Here is a 16,148-nt window from a genome sequence, read left to right as displayed (position 1 = left end):
TCCCGAAGGGAATCTGCTTTTGGCCATCCACTATCCCCTAACGCCCAATCTTCAGCACCCAGGCCGGCTCCCCACGCAGCTCCTCCGGCAGATCCGGCAACTGCACCGCCAGCCCCTTCCCCACCGTCCGGAACCGAATCGCCCCCGAACTCCCCAGCAGCGAAACCGACTTAGCCCCGCCCAGATCCTTCAGCGTCAGCGTCCCATTCACCCACCGCGGCAAGATCGCATAAACATCACTCCCCTTGCTGGTAAAGAAAGCCTCAATCCCCGCCTTCCCCGGCGCAGGCTTGCCGGTCAGCTTTCCGATGTCGTACTCGCTGTTGTACTCGCCCGAGTAGTCCGCCTTCGGCACCTCGCCCGCGCTCCACTGGCGCGTCGCCGTCCAAGGCTTCGTCCCATAGATCGCCTCGCCATTCACCTTCAGCCAGTCGCCAATCTGGTGCAGCCGCTCCTCCATCACCACCGGGATCGTCCCATCCGCATCCGGCCCGATATCCAGCAGCAGGTTCCCGCCGCGGCTCACCGTGTCCGTCAGCATGATCACCAGCTCACGCCCCGTGTGGTAGTCCTTCAAATGCTCGGCCCGGTTAAACCCGAAGCTGAACCCGATCCCGCGGTCCTCTTCCCACGGATGCGCCGAATCGCTCATCCCCGACGTGTACTCCGTCGTGTAGTAGCCGCCATGCTTATGCCGCGTGTCCTTGCCCCAGCGGTCGTTGATCACCACGTTGTCCTTCACCGGCGAATCGTTGAACAGCCACGCCAGCAGCTCCGGGCTATGCCATTCCGCTGAAGTCTGCTCCCACTCGCCGTCGCTGAAGATCACCTCCGGCTTGTAGTTCGTCACCATGTCCTTGAACTGGGGAAACATGTGCTCGCGCGTGTATTTCTCCTTGTCCTTCAGCCAGATCGGGTTGTACCACTCATACAGCGAGTAGTAGTAGCCCATGTGCAGCCCCTTGGCCCGCACCGCCTCGCTCAAATCGGCCATCAGATCGCGCTTCGGCCCCTCGTCTACCGCGTTCCAGGGACGCCCCCAGTCCCGCGTCGCCTCCTTGCTCGGCCACAGCGCAAACCCCTCATGATGCTTCGAAGTCAGCACCACATACTTCGCCCCGGAGCCGGCCAGCACATCCGCCCAGTGCGCCGGGTCAAACAGCTCCGCCCGGAACTGCGGCGCAAAGTTCTGGTACGGATAGTCGGCCCCGTACGTCTTCTTGTGGAATTCCCACGTGCCCTTCTCGATTCCATTCGCCTTGGGATTGTCCCGCCCCTGCGTCATCTGCTCCCAGTACCACTCAGCGTAAGCCAGCTTCCCCGGCAGCACCGGCGCATACGCCGGCACGGAATACACGCCCCAGTGGATGAAAATCCCAAACTTCGAGTCCGTAAACCAGGCAGGCGTAGGCCGCTTATCCAGCGAATCCCAGTTCGCCTCATACTTCTGCGCCTCCATGCGCCCAGCAAGGCCAAGCCCGCCGACCAGCAGCGCGAACACCAAAAACTTCTTCATCCGATTCCTCCTGGGAGCAAGCGCCCCAACTATAGAAACCAGACCGCGCTACAGTCAACGATTAAGTACGCTCTTTGCAACGCGCCTCAGCCCTGCCTGGCGAAGGTCTTAAACCCCGGCAAAACAAAGGTAACGTCGGCTCGAGCAGTCACAGCGAGAGCGAGCAGAGGAAACCTGCGAGGGGCTTGGGCCCTTAGGATTTGCTTCTAAAGACTCGCAGTTGCCGCCAGTTCCGGGTGACTTTGAACCAGCGTCGCACCCAACTCTTTTCGCTTTTCTTGCCTGTTCCCCGCCGGCAATTGCAGCGCCCCGAGATCAGCTTGCTACGCCTGAGGTGAGTGGAGTCCATGGGTCTCCTCAACACTGCCATACCATCGGATAATCTCTCCGGCAGGTCCGAACCGCGGTGCCCCTCGGGAACGCATCCACCGCCATCCGCCTTCCAGATCCACTACCCGGTACTCGATATCGATCGGATTCCCTGTACGTAATGCCTCTTTCATCTTCCGCACCGTGTCTTCCAGATCGTCTGGATGCAGCGCTTCCAGCCACAGCAGGTTCCGCGTCCGGTCTTTGCCCAGCGGCGTCGTCGCCACCCAGCGCGAACTCACCTGCAGGTTGTTCCCCTCCGCATCCATGACCCACGGCACCTCGGGATTGACCTCCGGCAGGCTCGCCTCGATATGCGCGTCTGCGGCTCTCCTTTCCAGTGCTTTCTTGCTTTCGGTCACATCCAGGAGAGAAACGGAAATCCCGATGACCTCGTCTGACTCGTCCCACGCCGGCTGATAGGATGCCAGCAATTGCTGATCCTCTTGATTGGGCCCCGCCGAGGGTCGCGTGATTTCCACGCCCGTAATCGCCTCGCCTCGGAGAGCACGCAACAGGTACTCTTCATAAGCCGGAAACCAATTCGGGAACATCTCCTTTGCAGACCGGCCAATGTGCGCCGCTACAGTCGATCCGTTCATCTCCGCCAGCCTGCGGTTCAGGCTTACATATCTCAGTTTGTTATCCAGAAAACACAAGCCCACCGGCGCGCCATCGTAGATGGCTTGCAATTGCGCCAGACGCAGGTTCGGTAGCGCCTCCAGGTTGGACGACGCCCAGTCTTCTCCCGGCGTCGACAAGCCCTTTGCCGCCGCCACTGGCTGTCGTGCAATCACCTGCGGCAGTCCTGATGCGTCGCCCGGCCTTCCATACCGATATCCCTGACCGAGTTCGCAGCCCAGCCAGAGCAGCATCTGCGCCTGCTCCGCCGTCTCAATGCCCTCTGCCACCGTTGCCAGTCCCAGGCTCTGACCGAGCCCGATAATGGCCGCCACAATCTTCCGGCTGCCCCGCTTCTTCGTCATGTCCATGACAAAGCTGCGATCGATCTTCAGCTTGTCAAACGGGAGCGCCTGCAGGTGCCTGAGGCTTGAGTACCCCGTGCCAAAATCATCCAGAGCCAGCCGGCAGCCCAACGCCTTCAGATCTTGGGCCACCCTCTGTGCGCATTCGAGATCATGCAGCAGCGCACTCTCGGTAACCTCCAGCACCAGCCGGTCGAGAGGAAAGCCTGCACTGTTGGCGATCCTGGCGATATCGTCTGGAAGCGTCTTACTGGTGAGTTGCATCGGCGACAGGTTCAAGGCCAGGGTCAGCGGAGCCGGCAGTAGCGGATACGCCGCAAATGCCCTGCTAAAGATCTGTTGCGATAACTCCCCGATCAGGTTGTGTTCCTCAGCGAGCGCAATGAAGTTACCCGGCAGGATAGCTCCATGCTCTGGATGCAGCCACCGCGCCAGCACTTCGAATCCCTGGAACTCGCCTGTCCGAAGGTCCACGATCGGCTGAAAATAGGGAACGATACGCTTCTGATCCAAAGCGTTTGCCAGGTCAGCAAGACTGACCCCGTTATTCTGACCCATATCGATCCACTCTCCTCGAACGAACTTCAACACTAACGCTGGTATGCCCCCAAGGGAAACACAACTTTCGTTTTTAGCGGGGTTACGAATCCCCCAAACCAACCAGTTGACAAACTGGTTGGCTGTATTCAACATTTTTCGGCGAGGAAACCATGCCCACAGAAATCGGCTCCTTCGAAGCCAAAACCAAATTCTCCGAACTCCTCCGCAGGGTCGAGCAAGGCGAAACCTTCACCATAACCCTACGCGGGCGCGTAGTGGCGGAACTGACTCCACCTTCCAAAAAGATCAAAGAAGTCCCGCAGGACGTGATCGATCGCCTCATGCATCCCAAGATCCATGGCATCACCGGCGATGAAGTTCTCGAATGGATACACGAGGGCCGGAAGTGAGTCTGGTCATTGATGCATCGATGGCACTTGCCTGGCTAGTCACGCGCGCCGATCCCAAGGAAGCAGGCATCGCTCAGCAGGCGATTCATACCGTCATGTCCGGCAGCACTTTTATCCCGCAAATCTGGTTCGTGGAGGTGGCAAACGCCCTCCTGACTGCCGAGCGAAGACAGGTCTCGACCCGTGCTGCCGCAACGCGCTTTCTAGCCGATCTGGATGCGCTGCCAATCACAGTCGACAGTTGGACTCCTGGCGATTTGCGACCCGAAATTCTCAGACTCGGGCGTCTCCACGTTCTGACCGCGTACGATGCTACCTACCTTGAGCTTGCCCTTCGCACCAATTCGCTTCTCGCGACGTTCGACCGTAAGCTTGCTGCAGCCTGTCGTACGGCTGGCGGTCTTGTTTTCGGCGATCGGCCCTGATCTTCCCCCATCAACCGAAACCGCTTTATCTGGCGATTGGGGACTTGCTGCGTCCAATTTTGCTCGCCCTAATGCATTTACACTAAAGAATCCTTGACAACAACTCACTCATCTATTGATACTGAAAGAGTACAAAAGTCCGATCCCCAGGTAGGTAAACAACATCATGGCAAAAATTATCGGTATCGATCTCGGAACCACCAATTCCTGCGTCGCCGTTCTCGAAGGCGGCGAGCCTAAAGTCATTCCAAATGAAGAGGGTGCGCGTACTACCCCCTCCATCGTCGCCTTTTCCAAGAGCGGCGAACGCCTCGTTGGCCAGGTAGCCAAGCGTCAGGCCATCACGAATCCGGAAAACACCATCTTTTCGATCAAGCGCTTCATGGGCCGTCGCTACAACGAAGTCAACGACGAAATGAAGATGGTTCCCTACAAGGTTGAGCAGCAGGGCGATCACATCGTCGTCAACGCCCAGGGCAAGCCCTACACCGCCCCTGAAATCTCGGCGATGATCCTGCAGAAGCTGAAGAAGGCTGCGGAAGCCTATCTCGGCGAGACTGTGACCGAAGCGGTCATCACCGTTCCCGCGTACTTCAACGACGCACAGCGCCAGGCCACCAAGGACGCCGGCAAAATCGCTGGACTTGACGTCAAGCGCATCGTTAACGAGCCCACGGCTGCAGCTTTGGCCTACGGTCTCGACAAGAAGAAGGACGAAACCATTGCCGTGTATGACTTCGGCGGCGGTACGTTCGACATTTCGATCCTCGAAGTCGGTGAAGGCGTCATCGAAGTGAAGTCGACCAATGGCGACACGCACCTCGGCGGCGACAATCTTGACCAGCGCATCGTCGAATGGCTCATCGCTGAGTTCAAGGCGGAAGAAGGCCTCGACCTCGCCTCCAAGGGCAACGAAATGGCCCTGCAGCGCCTGAAGGACGCAGCAGAAAAGGCCAAGATCGAGCTCTCGACCACGGTTGAGACCGAGATCAACCTGCCCTTCATCACGGCCGACGCGACCGGACCGAAGCATCTGGTTCGCAAGCTGACCCGCGGCAAGCTGGAGCAGCTCGTCGAAGACCTGCTGCAGCGCTCGCTTGAGCCGACCAAGAAGGCTCTCGCGGATGCCGGAATTACGGCTGCGAAGATCGACGAAGTGGTACTCGTCGGCGGCCAGACCCGTATGCCTCGCATCCAGGAACTGGTCAAGCAGCTCTTCGGAAAGGAACCACATCGCGGCGTGAACCCGGACGAAGTCGTGGCTATCGGCGCGGCTGTACAGGCTGGCGTGCTCGCGGGCGATGTGAAGGACCTGCTGCTGCTCGACGTGACACCGCTGACGCTGGCGATTGAAACTCTGGGTGGCGTGGCCACTCCGATGATTCCGCGCAACACGACCATTCCGACCAAGAAGTCCGAGACCTTCTCGACCGCGGCTGACAACCAGACCGAAGTCGAAGTTCACGTACTGCAGGGCGAGCGGCCGATGGCGGCGCAGAACCGCACTCTGGGCAAGTTCAAGCTGGCTGGTATTCCTCCGGCGCAGCGCGGCGTGCCGCAGATCGAGGTCACCTTCGACATCGACGCGAACGGCATTCTGAATGTCACTGCCAAGGACAATGCGTCCGGCAAGGACACCAAGATCACCATCACCTCCAGCTCAGGTTTGAGCAAAGAGGAAGTGGAGCGGATGGCCAAGGAAGCCGATGCGCATGCGGCCGAGGACAAGGAGCAGCGTGAGTTCATTGAAGCCAAGAACTCGCTCGACTCACTGACCTACAACATCGACAAGATGCTGAAGGAAGCAGGCGACAAGGTGCAAGGCTCTGAGCGCTCTGAAGTGGAAACGGCTCTGGCCGATGCCCGCAAGACGCTTGAAGGCACTCCGACCACAGCTGAGCTGAAGGCCAAGCAGGAAACTCTGACCGCCGCCAGCCACAAGATGGCCGAGGTTCTCTACAAGGCCAATGCGGCGGGCGCACCCGGAGCAGCACCGACCGGCGAGCCGACAGTCGAAGCCAAGAAGGACGAAGGCGTGATCGACGCCGAGTACGTCGACGTAGAAGACAAAAAGTAAGCGGAGTCAGCGCGGTTAGTGGCGCTGGCGGAGCTTGGAACAACTCTGGGGTGGGCGACAGCGATGTCGCTCACCCTCTTTCATTTTGCGCGGAACGGTTTAGGGGGCGCAGAACTTGCTTAGAACTAGCGTGGAACAACTCTGGAACGAGCGTGGAACAATGCTTTGTTCTACAGATTGTTCCTCGTAGAACAATTTTCCGAGCGGCTCTCAAAAATATCTTGTCAAGCATTTTTGTTGTAAGTCCTGTAACTCGCTAGAGATAGATTTGCGTTGAATTATGGCCTTTTGTGCATTGGCGGTTTCTGCCGAAAGTTGCTTATCACGTATCCGTTATGATGGCCCATCATGCCCATCGAAATCAGTAAACGCCAGACGCGCGATGCCGCCTTTGCCCGGCTTTTAGAGTCAGCCGATCCGGAGGAGCGGTTCCGGCACCAACTCATTTCTGCCCGCCTGCGCATGGGCTGGACGCAGAAACAACTGGCGCAACGTCTCGGCACGCAACAGTCCGCCGTAGCGCGCATGGAGAACGGCGGCATCTCGCCTACGGTCAAGGCGCTGCGCAGGCTCGCGGAAGTGACTCACAGCCGCCTCGTGCTGAGGCTGGATGACTTGCGAGACTAGCTAACCGTTCTCAATACGTGACGGGCACCAAGCCTGACTCAAGATCTCAAAACGAGGGATAACGTGTTACCTCCTAAACCTGAGAGGAGGGAGAAGTTGGGCGCTAGCGAGGTTTGTTAATGATCGGAAATCTTGAATCAGATCTTTGCTAAATTATAAAAATGTCCCATTCACTTAGTCGTTCTGACCGCTTTGACCGGTTGCCCGGTTCATCGCTTCGCAGAATTTCCCGATTCTTGAAATTTGATCCAACGGTCCCGATAAGGCAGTTCAGTGCTGAGACAAAATTGCTTTCTGAACTTTCCGAAGCGCGCCAAGAACAATGGCTCGAACTTAACAGGGAAGACCTGTGGAAGGAATTCGCCTTTGCGGGTACCCCCACTGCAGAATATTGCAAGAATGGCCCGGCGACGTATGAAGCCATTCTGAAGACATTGACGATACAGGTCAACCAGGAACCGTCATCGGGAACCGCCGAATATCTTGAGATACAGATTCTCGTAGGCGTCTGGAAGAGATTCTCTGGAACCAACAATCCATCGATGGTAAGGATCGCGACGATCGATGAAATTCGAGAGAAACTCGGGATGCCACAGAATATGAAAGACGTTCAAGGGGCATTAGTGCAGCTTATGTTAGGTCAAGATCGGAAAGCTATCATTCTCACCGCTTCAGCAATTCTTACGGGAATGCGCAGAGGTGCTATCGATATCGAAAAGCTTATGCCCGCTCCGCCCCCTAGACCGGCGGGGATTCTTGGGTGGCTCAGCAACGCCGTCGATAAGACCATTGAATTTGTAGATGAACCTAACTATAAGAAGACAATACCTGTGGTATTTGAAATAATTTTCGACAGATGCTCTAGCACTCAAGGCGAATTGGAGCTTATTCACAAGATTGAGACTTCGCAACGTATTGGACTTTCCCCGCAGCCTCAGATTTCCGGTGCAATCCAACCAATCTCGCGCGCGCAGGCTGTTGAGGACTTCAGATTAGCCATTCTTGATCTAGAGCGATGCCTCCGAATCCATTTCCCGCAAGAACACAGTCTCAGTCCCGATCGTAGGACATTTGGTCAAATGATTGAAACTGCATGGGACTCGGGAAAATATAGTGAGCAAGAGATTCAAGAGCTTCGCAAAATCAATTGGACTCGCAACGGCCTTTTTCATCCGTTGGATCGGAAGATCGAAGACCATTCGCTGATTAGTAACACCAATGTTGCCAAGCGGTGGATCCAGGATAATAGGCATGTGAGTGAGAAATCTGAAGCAGGTTGACACTCGTTTAGAGTAGAGTCCAGTGATCCACTTCTTCGAAACAACTAGGCGTCGTGGCGATCTACGACGATTCCCCTGCACTTTTTATCGACATATCAGTGCCGGGGGATTGTCGCCCGAATGCAGATGCGATTTGGGGCACAGCCTCTACAGTGAATGATCTTGCTCAGATTTCGGGGCACGAATGCTCTGCGGAATAAAATGGCCCTCTGCGAATAAATGCGGTTCGTGTTTCGCACGAATTTGGTAACAGCAGATTCCCTTCGGGAATGACAGAAAGAAAAGCCAACACTGCGGCGAGAACAGGGGTTGCTTGGGTCGGCATTTGAACACCGCCTGCGTTGAGCTAGTGCTTTAGCGTGAAAACTACGCTGACGTCTGCGTTTACTTCTAAAGGCTGGCCATAAATTTTCAGGCATTACAAAAGCCCCAGGTTATCAAGCTGGGGCTTTTACTTATTGGGTATCCGTGGGTGTGGACGCCACCTGCGAAGCTATTGCTAGTTTACGACACTTGCATTTCAACTTAAGGGCTGACTTAGGTTAGTTGCTTGGGGGCGGTGTTGGAGGAGGCGGGGGAGGGGGTGTTGCCTGGTCTTGCTTCTGAGTCGATTTTTCCTGGTCCTGGACGCTCTTGTCGTCGGCCTTCTTGGCTTTGGCTTCGCTCTTGGCTGCCTTGGCTTTTGCGTTGGCGGCTTTTTCTTCGAGCTTCTGTTGCTTTCTCTGTTGCTTCATCTGATCCTTCGTCATCGGAGTGGACGGATCAGCCTGAGAACTTGCCGGGGGAGTTTGTGGGTCGGAGGCCGGCTGCTGGGCGGACGCTACGCCCACGCTTAGGACTGCGAGAAGAGCGGATTGCAGAAGAAGCGACGTGTTACGGATGTACATATTTTCCTTTCGAACTATCCATACCTGTTGTTTGATGAGCTTATGTGACTTTGAGATGCCCTGGGAAATAGGGTGCGGCCAAGCGAGTGTTCGAGATGTGGGATGGACCGCTTGCTCTTTGGCGGGACCAGATTCGACGTACAATCTGTGGGAGATTGACGCGTCTGGCAGGCGCGGGATTGGGGCATTGGATGAGGTGGAACCGGCGGAGTTTTCTATCTGCGCTTGGATGGAGTGCAGCTGGGTTGGCGGGGTCGCGGCGAGCGGCTGCCTGGCCTTTGATCGCTGCGTCTCGGCCGGCGAGTGTTCCGCTCATGACTCAGTCTGGGGCTGAGGCGGAGGTCATAGCGGGGACTGCGCCGGGGACTAAGCGGATTACCGGGAGCTGGTTTGAGTTTCAGCATCATGCGACGGTGGAGGGTGTGGATTGGAATCCGGCGCTGGCGCGTTTTACGGCTGCGCAGTGGGATGCGAAGGTGAAGGAGATTGCGGAGGCGGGGATTGAGTACCTGGTGCTGATGGCTACGGCGGTTTACTACCGCTCGTTTTATACGTCTGCGATCTTTCCGAAGTGGGAGCTGGCGTGTGACGATCCGCTGGAGGCGGTGCTGGCGGCGGCGGACAGGTATGGGGTGAAGTTCTTTGTGGGCGGCGGGTTTTATGGGGATTGGGAAAGTGCCGCGACGATCTCTGACATGGTGGCGGAGAAGCGCCGGCTGCGGTCGATTGAAGAGGTGGCTGGGCGGTATGGGCACCATGCGAGTTTTTATGGGTGGTACTGGCCGGATGAGGCGGAGATCAGTCCTCGGTATAGCGCGGAGTTTCTGCGCTATGTGAATGCGAATTCGCGGGTGGCGCGGCAGGTGAAGCCGGAGGCGAAGATCATGATTGCGCCGTATGGTACGCGGGTTGCGATTCCCGATGAGGCGTATGTGCGCCAGCTGGACGCGATGGATGTGGACATTGTGGCGTATCAGGATGAGGTGGGGGTGCGGAAGTCGAAGGTGAGCGAGACTTCTGCGTTTTACGAGGGGCTGCGGAAGGCGCATGACCGTTCGCGGAAGGCAAAGATCTGGGCGGATGTGGAGATCTTTGAGTTTGAGGGCGAGGTGTACAAGAGCGCGCTGGTGCCGGCTGCGTTTGAGCGGGTTCGGCAGCAGCTGGAGGCGGTGTCGCCGTGGGTGGACCAGATTCTGGTGTACCAGTATCAAGGGATGATGAATAAGCCGGGTTCGGAGGCGTTTGCGGGGGGTGCGGCTTCGACGCGGCTGTATACGGATTACATGCGGTGGCGGGGTGAGTTGGGCGTTTAAAGGCCTGTCTGTTCACGATTATGGGGCGGGCCTTCAGCCCTTCGGAGTTTTTCTGGCTTCCGTACCCTGGGGCGTTGCCCCAGGCTGGTATGGAGCGGGCCGTTGGCCCTGCAGTGCGGATTCCCTTGGCAGTAGTCCGCGCGATGATCCGTATTGGGATCTGGATTGGCGGATGGAGCGCGGCCGGGTCTGGGAGAGTGGATTTATAGAGATTGACTCAGGTTATCGCATACATTGTGGCGAAGATTGCCGTAAACTTATAGACAGGCGACTATGTCCACGACTCAGAACAAGGATTATTACGGCACACTCGGCGTCAAGAAGACGGCGACTTCGGACGAGATCCGGAAGGCGTTTCGTAAGCTGGCGCGCAAGTATCATCCGGACGTTAACCCCAATGACAAGAAGGCTGAGGAGAAGTTCAAGGAAATCTCCGAGGCTAACGATGTGTTGAGCGACGAGAAGAAGCGCAAGGTCTATGACCAGGTGGGTTTCTACTCGGACCAGATCGACCCGGCGACGGCTGAGGCGTATGCGCGGCAGCAGGCGGGTGGCGGGCGGCAGGGGCCTCCGGTGGACTTTGGGGGATTTGATTTCTCAGGGTTTGGCGGGACACCGGGCGCGGGTGGCGGTATGCCTCCGGGGGCCGGCGGCGGGGCTGGTTCGGCTTCGTGGGGTAGCTTCAAGGATATTTTCTCGGGGATCTTTACGGGGAATGAGGGCCAGCGGCGCGGTGGTGGTATGCGCGCGCCGGAGCCGGGGTCGGATCTCGAGTACCAGGCGCAGATTGATTTCTGGACGGCAATTCGCGGGGGAAATGCACGGCTGGAGATTCGGCGGCAGGAGACTTGCCCGACTTGTCATGGGCAGGCTTCCACGGGCGCTCCGATGACATGCCCGGAGTGCAGCGGGAGCGGCCAGGTGACGCAGATGGGCGGGCGGATGAAGTTCAATATCGCTTGCCCGCGATGCGGGGGGTCGGGGCGGATTTCGAATGAGTGTCCGACTTGCCATGGCGAGGGACTAGTGAACAAGACCGAGCCGATCGAGTTTCGCATCAAGCCGGGGACGCGGGATGGACAGCGGATTCGGCTGCAGGGCAAGGGCAATGCCGGAACCAATGGCGGGGCGCAGGGGGATCTCTACATCATCGTGAAGATCGGGACGCATCCGGTGTTCTCGCGGGTGGGGGATGACATTCACCTCACGGTGCCGATCACGATTGCTGAGGCTGCGCTGGGCGCGAAGGTGGATGTGCCGACGATCGATGGGCGGGCGCAGTTGAAGATTCCGCCTGGGACGCAGAGTGGGCAGAAGCTGCGGATGCGGGAGCGGGGCGTCGAGAATGCTTCAGTGCCGGGGACGCGCGGGGATGAGATTGTGACCGTCGAGATTGTGGTCCCGCAATTGAATGATGAGCGCAGCCGGGAGATTATGCGGGAGTTTGCGAAGCTGAATAACCAGGATCCGCGGGTTACTTTGTTTGACAAGCTGTAAGGGCTGCAAGGACGCCCCTCAAGCTTGATATGTTCTCTGTAAAAGCCTATGACAGCGAAACGTAAATCGAAGGGCGCTTACATGATCTCGGCGGTGGCTGAGATGTATGAGATTCATCCGCAGACGCTGCGTCTGTATGAGCGCGAGGGGCTGCTGAAGCCTTCGCGGACGGATGGGAATACGCGGCTGTATACGGACGAGGACCTGGAGCGGCTGGAGTTCATCTTGAACCTGGCTCGGGACCTTGGGGTGAATATTGCCGGGATTGGGATCATCCTGCAGATGCGTGAGCGCATGGAGGAGATGAACCGGCAGATGCACAGCTTTGTGGAGTATGTGCGGACGGAGATGCTGGCGCATGTGAACCAGGCTGCGGGGATGGGTTCGAAGTCGGCGATGGTGCCGATGCGGAAGCCTATCGTGGTGGCTAAGGCTGGTGGGCGAAAGCAGTCCTGATTCGGGAAAAGCGAACAGCAGATTCCCTTCGGGAATGACAACCAGAAAAGCAACTGCAAGAGCAACGGCACAAGTAGATTCACTTCTGGTATTACGATCACCGCTCTCGGGAAGGCTCACCTCGGCTCTGCTGAGGTGAGCGAGTTTTGGCTGGGCATTTTAGTTGATGGCTTCCGGTACGCTGCGCTTGCTGAAGATGGCGCGTATTCCCAGGTACGTGAGCAGGCCGATCGGGCCGAAGAAGAATGTCAATAACAGGCAGGGTATGACGGCGAGGTGATGGATGCCGCGCTGGCGGCTGTCTGAGAGTTCCCAGCCTCCGATGAACAGATCGAATGCCAGGTAGTGGACCCACCCTGCTGTGACGAGCCAGCGGTCGGTGAAGAGCTGCATGACGGCATCGAGCGAGTTGAAGCCGCCGGGGTGGCCTGCCCAGTGGGTGGCAATGATGGCCGTGTAGACGATGGCGATGATGGCTGGAATGGCGATGGCGAAGATCGGTCGCGGGTAGCGGTCCCGCGGGATGGCTGGCCAGAGTGGGGCGAGCACGAGGCCGAGCCAGCCGAACATGGCGAGCGCGCCGCAGAGGCTGAAGAGTGCGTCTGGCGTAATCGTTTGGATCATTGGGCTTTCTCCAAGGTGAGTGGGTGACGGTTTGCTGCGGACCAAAAGAGTCCTGCTGCTGTGATGGCGGCCCATGCCAGCCAGGCTGTGGTGATCTGGGCATCGGGATGGAGGATGGACTGGCCTTTCAGGGCTTGCAGCAGGACGATCGCGAAGGCAAGGGTGCTGCTTGCTGTCAGTGTGAGGACAAGGCGGAGTTGGCTCTGGCCCGTCCAACTGCGACGGGTGAGAAACCAGCCTAGCAGCAATATCTGCATGGCGTGCAGGCCGAGGAAGTGGGCGATACGGAGGTCGCCGTGATCGGCGCTCCAGTTGGTGAGTGGGAGGCCAGGACCGCCGTCGGGGGCGCCTACGGTGTGTGCACCGGAGCGGGGGAGTTGGCCGGTGACTTCGGCGGCTGCGAGTTGTTGTGGGGTGGGAAGGACCATGAGGACTCCGGTGCCCATGCCGGCGAGGGAGAGCAGGAGGCCAAGACGGATTGCCCAGCCTACCGCCCTGTTACCGAAGCGCTCGAAGCAGGTGAGGAGGAAGAGGATCGCTGTCGATGCGTAGAGGAGGGCGATGGAGACGCCCATGATGGCGAAGATCTCGCCGTCGAAGGTCTTGCCGATGTTGAAGTGGCTTGTGTGGTGGCGGGCGGCCTGCATGTCGATGAGGATGATCTCGATGATGAGGGCGATGGCGATCACCGCGCCAAGGAGTCTTGCGAACCAACGGCGCTTCTGCAGTTTGCCGATCATCCAGGCAAGCGTGAGACTGAAGAAGACAGTGGAGATGGCGAACTTGAGGGGCTTGAGCCAGGCTGGGGCGCCGGTGATCAGGGTGGGGTCTGCCGCGAGTCCGATGAGGCAGACGACGATATCCGCGAGCATGAGGGCACCGGTGAGGGTGAGCCAGCTGGAGCCGGTGTAGAGAAGCTTCCAGAGGGCTGACGCGGCAGGCCGCTGGGTAACCGTGTACGGATTGGGGATTGTTTCGACCATGGTGGCCTCCCTGTGCGGCGGATCGTTGCGTCCGGCTGCAATGTTAATCAAAATAACATTGATTTCGAGGAATGCAAGGAAAATGTTAGATTGATTTACATTTGGATGTGGAATCACCGCTGTGTGTCGAAGGCAACAGCAGATTCCCTTCGGGAATGACAAGCCAAAAGGCAATATCGAGTGCTTAGTGAAATGGCGGAGACTTTGACGAGGAAAAAAGCGGGTGAAGACGGATCACAGAAGCGCAGGGCGTATCACCACGGAGATCTGCGGGCTGCGCTGATGACGGCGGCGCTTTCGCTGATTGACCGGCATGGCGTCAAAGGGTTCAGTTTGAAGGATGCGGCGGTGATGGCAGGGGTGAGCACGGCTGCGCCTTACCGGCATTTTGCGGACAAGGATGCGTTGCTGGGGGCGATCCAGGCGCAGGGGTTTGAGCTGTTCAACGCGGCTTTGGGCGATGCTTTTGCTGGGGGGGAGACGGCTAGGGCACGGATTGAGGAGTTGGGGGTGGCGTATGTGCTGTTTGCTCTGCGGCATCCGGCGCATTTCCGGGTGATGTTTGGGGTGAGGGATATGAGCGCGCCGCCGCTGGAGCAGGACGAGCAGGTGAGCGGGTTTCATTTGCTGGTCCGGGGAGTGGCAGAGCTGCATCCGGAGGCTTCGCCTGCTGTGAGGCACGATATGGTGCTGGCGTGCTGGTCGGTGGCGCATGGATTTGCCATGCTGCAGATGGAGACGGCGTTTGTGGGGATGACGGATGCGCGCGAAATTGAAACTCAGTTGAGGCGGACGCTGCGACTGATGATTGGGATGGATGTTGGCCAATCCAACTGAGTTCCCGGTAAGTTCCCTGTTTCTGCGACTGCGGCGGGTATGCTGATACAGGCATGCTGCACGCGTATATCTGGATATCTCATATTCTTCTTGGTTTGGCGGTCTTTGGACTGATCACCTCGACTGTCTTCGCGGGGATGGTGGTGGCGGGGGCATGGCATCATCGGCGTTCGGCGATTCCTGTTGGAAGCGAGGCTCCTCCGCTTAGCTTGCTGAAGCCTTTGCATGGAGCTGAGCCGGGGCTTGAGGCCAATCTGGCCACCTTTTACGAACAGGACTATCCGGAGTTTGAAGTGCTGTTTTGCGCTCGCTCGGAGGATGATCCGGGGCTGACGATTGCGCGGCGGGTGGCGGCGCGGTATCCGCGGATTGCTACGCATTTCTTTCATACCGGAGAGCCCAAGTACATCAACGCCAAGGTGCATTCGCTGGAGGTGATGGGGGCGGCGGCGCGGTATTCCATTCTGGTCATCAGCGATTCGGATGTGCGGGTGACGCCTGAGTATCTGCGTGAGGTGGCGGCTCCATTTGCGGAGGCTCAGGTGGGGGCGATGACATGCCTTTACCGGGGAGTAGCGGCTGAGGGCGGGCTGTGGGCGCGGATCGAGGCTGTAGGCATGTCGGTGGAGATGACTGCCGGGGTGCTGGTGGCGAACATGCTGGAGGGGATGCAGTTTGTACTGGGGCCGACGATGGCGGTACGCGCGGAGTGCGTGGCGACGATGGGTGGATTTGGTGCGCTGGGCGATTATTGCTCGGATGATTATCTGCTGGGGAACTGGGTTTTCAAGCAGGGGCGGACGGTGGCGCTTAGCCAGCATGCGATCGATCACATTGTGATCAACGAGAGCTTTGTGCATTCGCTGAAGCACCAGGTGCGGTGGATGACTTCGACGCGGTTTTCGCGGCCGAAGGGGCACTTTGGGACGGCGTTGACGTTCAGTTTGCCGTTTGGACTGCTGGGGCTGGCGGCGGGGATTGCTGCTGGGTGGCCTCTGCTTGGAGTCAGCCTGCTGGCGTTCAGTGTAGTGACGCGTTGGGCGATTGCGTGGGCGGCCGGCCGGGTGGTGGTTGGGGACACGGATCTGTTTGGGTTGCTGGTGTTGTATCCGCTGCGGGATTTGATGGGGTTTGGATTCTGGGCGGCTAGCTACGCTTCGAGCCGGATCTTGTGGCGTGGGCGGCTTTACGATCTGCTGGCCGAGGGGCGTATGCGGGCTGTGGAGTAAGACTCTTCTAAATAAATACAAGATAGAAGAGATTGACTTTGCAATCTCTTCTATCTCATACTGATTACATTATGGCCGGTCCCTCTTCGCGA

General features: G+C 58.1%; 15 protein-coding genes. 10 read left to right on the top strand and 5 right to left on the bottom strand.

Annotated elements, in window-relative coordinates:
- Positions 1-37: 37 nt before the first annotated feature.
- A complete protein-coding gene (locus tag AC5S27_RS02925; protein WP_493933085.1) occupies positions 38-1,516 on the bottom strand; it encodes an alpha-L-fucosidase in 1,479 nt (492 codons plus the stop codon).
- A 323-nt stretch (positions 1,517-1,839) separates the two neighbouring features.
- On the bottom strand, positions 1,840-3,429 hold the full coding sequence (locus AC5S27_RS02920; protein WP_493933084.1) for a sensor domain-containing phosphodiesterase: 1,590 nt from the start codon (positions 3,427-3,429) through the stop codon (positions 1,840-1,842).
- Between the two features lie 152 nt (positions 3,430-3,581).
- On the opposite strand from AC5S27_RS02920, the gene AC5S27_RS02915 reads away from it, so the two are divergent.
- From AC5S27_RS02915 to AC5S27_RS02895, 5 genes are all read left to right on the top strand, one after another.
- A complete protein-coding gene (locus AC5S27_RS02915; protein WP_493933083.1) occupies positions 3,582-3,821 on the top strand; it encodes a type II toxin-antitoxin system Phd/YefM family antitoxin in 240 nt (79 codons plus the stop codon).
- Positions 3,818-4,246: a type II toxin-antitoxin system VapC family toxin gene (locus AC5S27_RS02910; RefSeq protein WP_493933082.1), complete on the top strand. Its 429-nt coding sequence runs from the start codon at positions 3,818-3,820 to the stop codon at positions 4,244-4,246. Before AC5S27_RS02915 ends, AC5S27_RS02910 begins: the two co-directional genes overlap by 4 nt.
- Before the next feature lie 166 nt (positions 4,247-4,412).
- On the top strand, positions 4,413-6,323 hold the full coding sequence (gene dnaK / locus AC5S27_RS02905) for a molecular chaperone DnaK (RefSeq protein ID WP_493933081.1): 1,911 nt from the start codon (positions 4,413-4,415) through the stop codon (positions 6,321-6,323).
- Between the two features lie 348 nt (positions 6,324-6,671).
- Positions 6,672-6,950, top strand: coding sequence for a helix-turn-helix domain-containing protein (locus AC5S27_RS02900; protein WP_493933080.1), 279 nt, complete (start codon positions 6,672-6,674; stop codon positions 6,948-6,950).
- A gap of 287 nt (positions 6,951-7,237) precedes the next feature.
- Complete coding sequence (locus AC5S27_RS02895; RefSeq protein ID WP_493933079.1) at positions 7,238-8,230, top strand: hypothetical protein; 993 nt, start codon at positions 7,238-7,240, stop codon at positions 8,228-8,230.
- A gap of 542 nt (positions 8,231-8,772) precedes the next feature.
- Here AC5S27_RS02895 and AC5S27_RS02890 read toward each other — a convergent pair.
- Positions 8,773-9,117 carry a hypothetical protein gene (locus AC5S27_RS02890; RefSeq protein WP_493933078.1) on the bottom strand — a complete coding sequence of 115 codons (345 nt, stop codon included), beginning with the start codon at positions 9,115-9,117 and terminating at the stop codon, positions 8,773-8,775.
- Between the two features lie 314 nt (positions 9,118-9,431).
- Between AC5S27_RS02890 and AC5S27_RS02885 the strand changes: the two genes are divergently transcribed.
- The 3 genes from AC5S27_RS02885 to AC5S27_RS02875 all read left to right on the top strand — a co-directional run bounded on the left by AC5S27_RS02885 (position 9,432) and on the right by AC5S27_RS02875 (position 12,383).
- Entirely contained in the window at positions 9,432-10,430 is a 999-nt protein-coding gene (locus tag AC5S27_RS02885) for a DUF4434 domain-containing protein (protein ID WP_493933077.1), read from the top strand.
- A 273-nt stretch (positions 10,431-10,703) separates the two neighbouring features.
- The gene (locus tag AC5S27_RS02880; protein ID WP_493933076.1) at positions 10,704-11,927 is read left to right on the top strand and encodes a DnaJ C-terminal domain-containing protein; all 1,224 of its coding nucleotides are present in this window, start codon (positions 10,704-10,706) and stop codon (positions 11,925-11,927) included.
- A 48-nt stretch (positions 11,928-11,975) separates the two neighbouring features.
- Positions 11,976-12,383, top strand: coding sequence for a MerR family transcriptional regulator (locus AC5S27_RS02875; protein WP_493933075.1), 408 nt, complete (start codon positions 11,976-11,978; stop codon positions 12,381-12,383).
- A gap of 159 nt (positions 12,384-12,542) precedes the next feature.
- On the opposite strand, the gene AC5S27_RS02870 is transcribed toward AC5S27_RS02875, so the two are convergent.
- Both AC5S27_RS02870 and AC5S27_RS02865 read right to left on the bottom strand, forming a co-directional pair.
- Complete coding sequence (locus tag AC5S27_RS02870; RefSeq protein WP_493933074.1) at positions 12,543-13,007, bottom strand: ABA4-like family protein; 465 nt, start codon at positions 13,005-13,007, stop codon at positions 12,543-12,545.
- Positions 13,004-13,990 carry a hypothetical protein gene (locus AC5S27_RS02865; RefSeq protein WP_493933073.1) on the bottom strand — a complete coding sequence of 329 codons (987 nt, stop codon included), beginning with the start codon at positions 13,988-13,990 and terminating at the stop codon, positions 13,004-13,006. The genes AC5S27_RS02870 and AC5S27_RS02865 overlap by 4 nt, the downstream gene beginning before the upstream one ends.
- 204 nt (positions 13,991-14,194) lie before the next feature.
- On the opposite strand from AC5S27_RS02865, the gene AC5S27_RS02860 reads away from it, so the two are divergent.
- On the top strand, positions 14,195-14,827 hold the full coding sequence (locus tag AC5S27_RS02860) for a TetR/AcrR family transcriptional regulator (RefSeq protein ID WP_493933072.1): 633 nt from the start codon (positions 14,195-14,197) through the stop codon (positions 14,825-14,827).
- 53 nt (positions 14,828-14,880) lie between these two features.
- The gene (locus AC5S27_RS02855; protein ID WP_493933071.1) at positions 14,881-16,056 is read left to right on the top strand and encodes a glycosyltransferase; all 1,176 of its coding nucleotides are present in this window, start codon (positions 14,881-14,883) and stop codon (positions 16,054-16,056) included.
- Positions 16,057-16,148: the final 92 nt, after the last annotated feature.

The organism is Acidicapsa borealis (genome assembly GCF_059115245.1).
This window is presented reverse-complemented; position numbering and strand designations above follow the sequence as displayed.

Coding starts and splice junctions, on each gene's coding strand:
- AC5S27_RS02900 (WP_493933080.1), top strand. CDS start 6,672: ATGCCCATCGAAATCAGTAAACGCCAGACGCGCGATGCCGCCTTTGCC.
- AC5S27_RS02865 (WP_493933073.1), bottom strand. CDS start 13,990: ATGGTCGAAACAATCCCCAATCCGTACACGGTTACCCAGCGGCCTGCC.
- dnaK (WP_493933081.1), top strand. CDS start 4,413: ATGGCAAAAATTATCGGTATCGATCTCGGAACCACCAATTCCTGCGTC.
- AC5S27_RS02925 (WP_493933085.1), bottom strand. CDS start 1,516: ATGAAGAAGTTTTTGGTGTTCGCGCTGCTGGTCGGCGGGCTTGGCCTT.
- AC5S27_RS02875 (WP_493933075.1), top strand. CDS start 11,976: ATGACAGCGAAACGTAAATCGAAGGGCGCTTACATGATCTCGGCGGTG.
- AC5S27_RS02870 (WP_493933074.1), bottom strand. CDS start 13,007: ATGATCCAAACGATTACGCCAGACGCACTCTTCAGCCTCTGCGGCGCG.
- AC5S27_RS02915 (WP_493933083.1), top strand. CDS start 3,582: ATGCCCACAGAAATCGGCTCCTTCGAAGCCAAAACCAAATTCTCCGAA.
- AC5S27_RS02920 (WP_493933084.1), bottom strand. CDS start 3,429: ATGGGTCAGAATAACGGGGTCAGTCTTGCTGACCTGGCAAACGCTTTG.
- AC5S27_RS02885 (WP_493933077.1), top strand. CDS start 9,432: ATGACTCAGTCTGGGGCTGAGGCGGAGGTCATAGCGGGGACTGCGCCG.
- AC5S27_RS02890 (WP_493933078.1), bottom strand. CDS start 9,117: ATGTACATCCGTAACACGTCGCTTCTTCTGCAATCCGCTCTTCTCGCA.
- AC5S27_RS02880 (WP_493933076.1), top strand. CDS start 10,704: ATGTCCACGACTCAGAACAAGGATTATTACGGCACACTCGGCGTCAAG.
- AC5S27_RS02855 (WP_493933071.1), top strand. CDS start 14,881: ATGCTGCACGCGTATATCTGGATATCTCATATTCTTCTTGGTTTGGCG.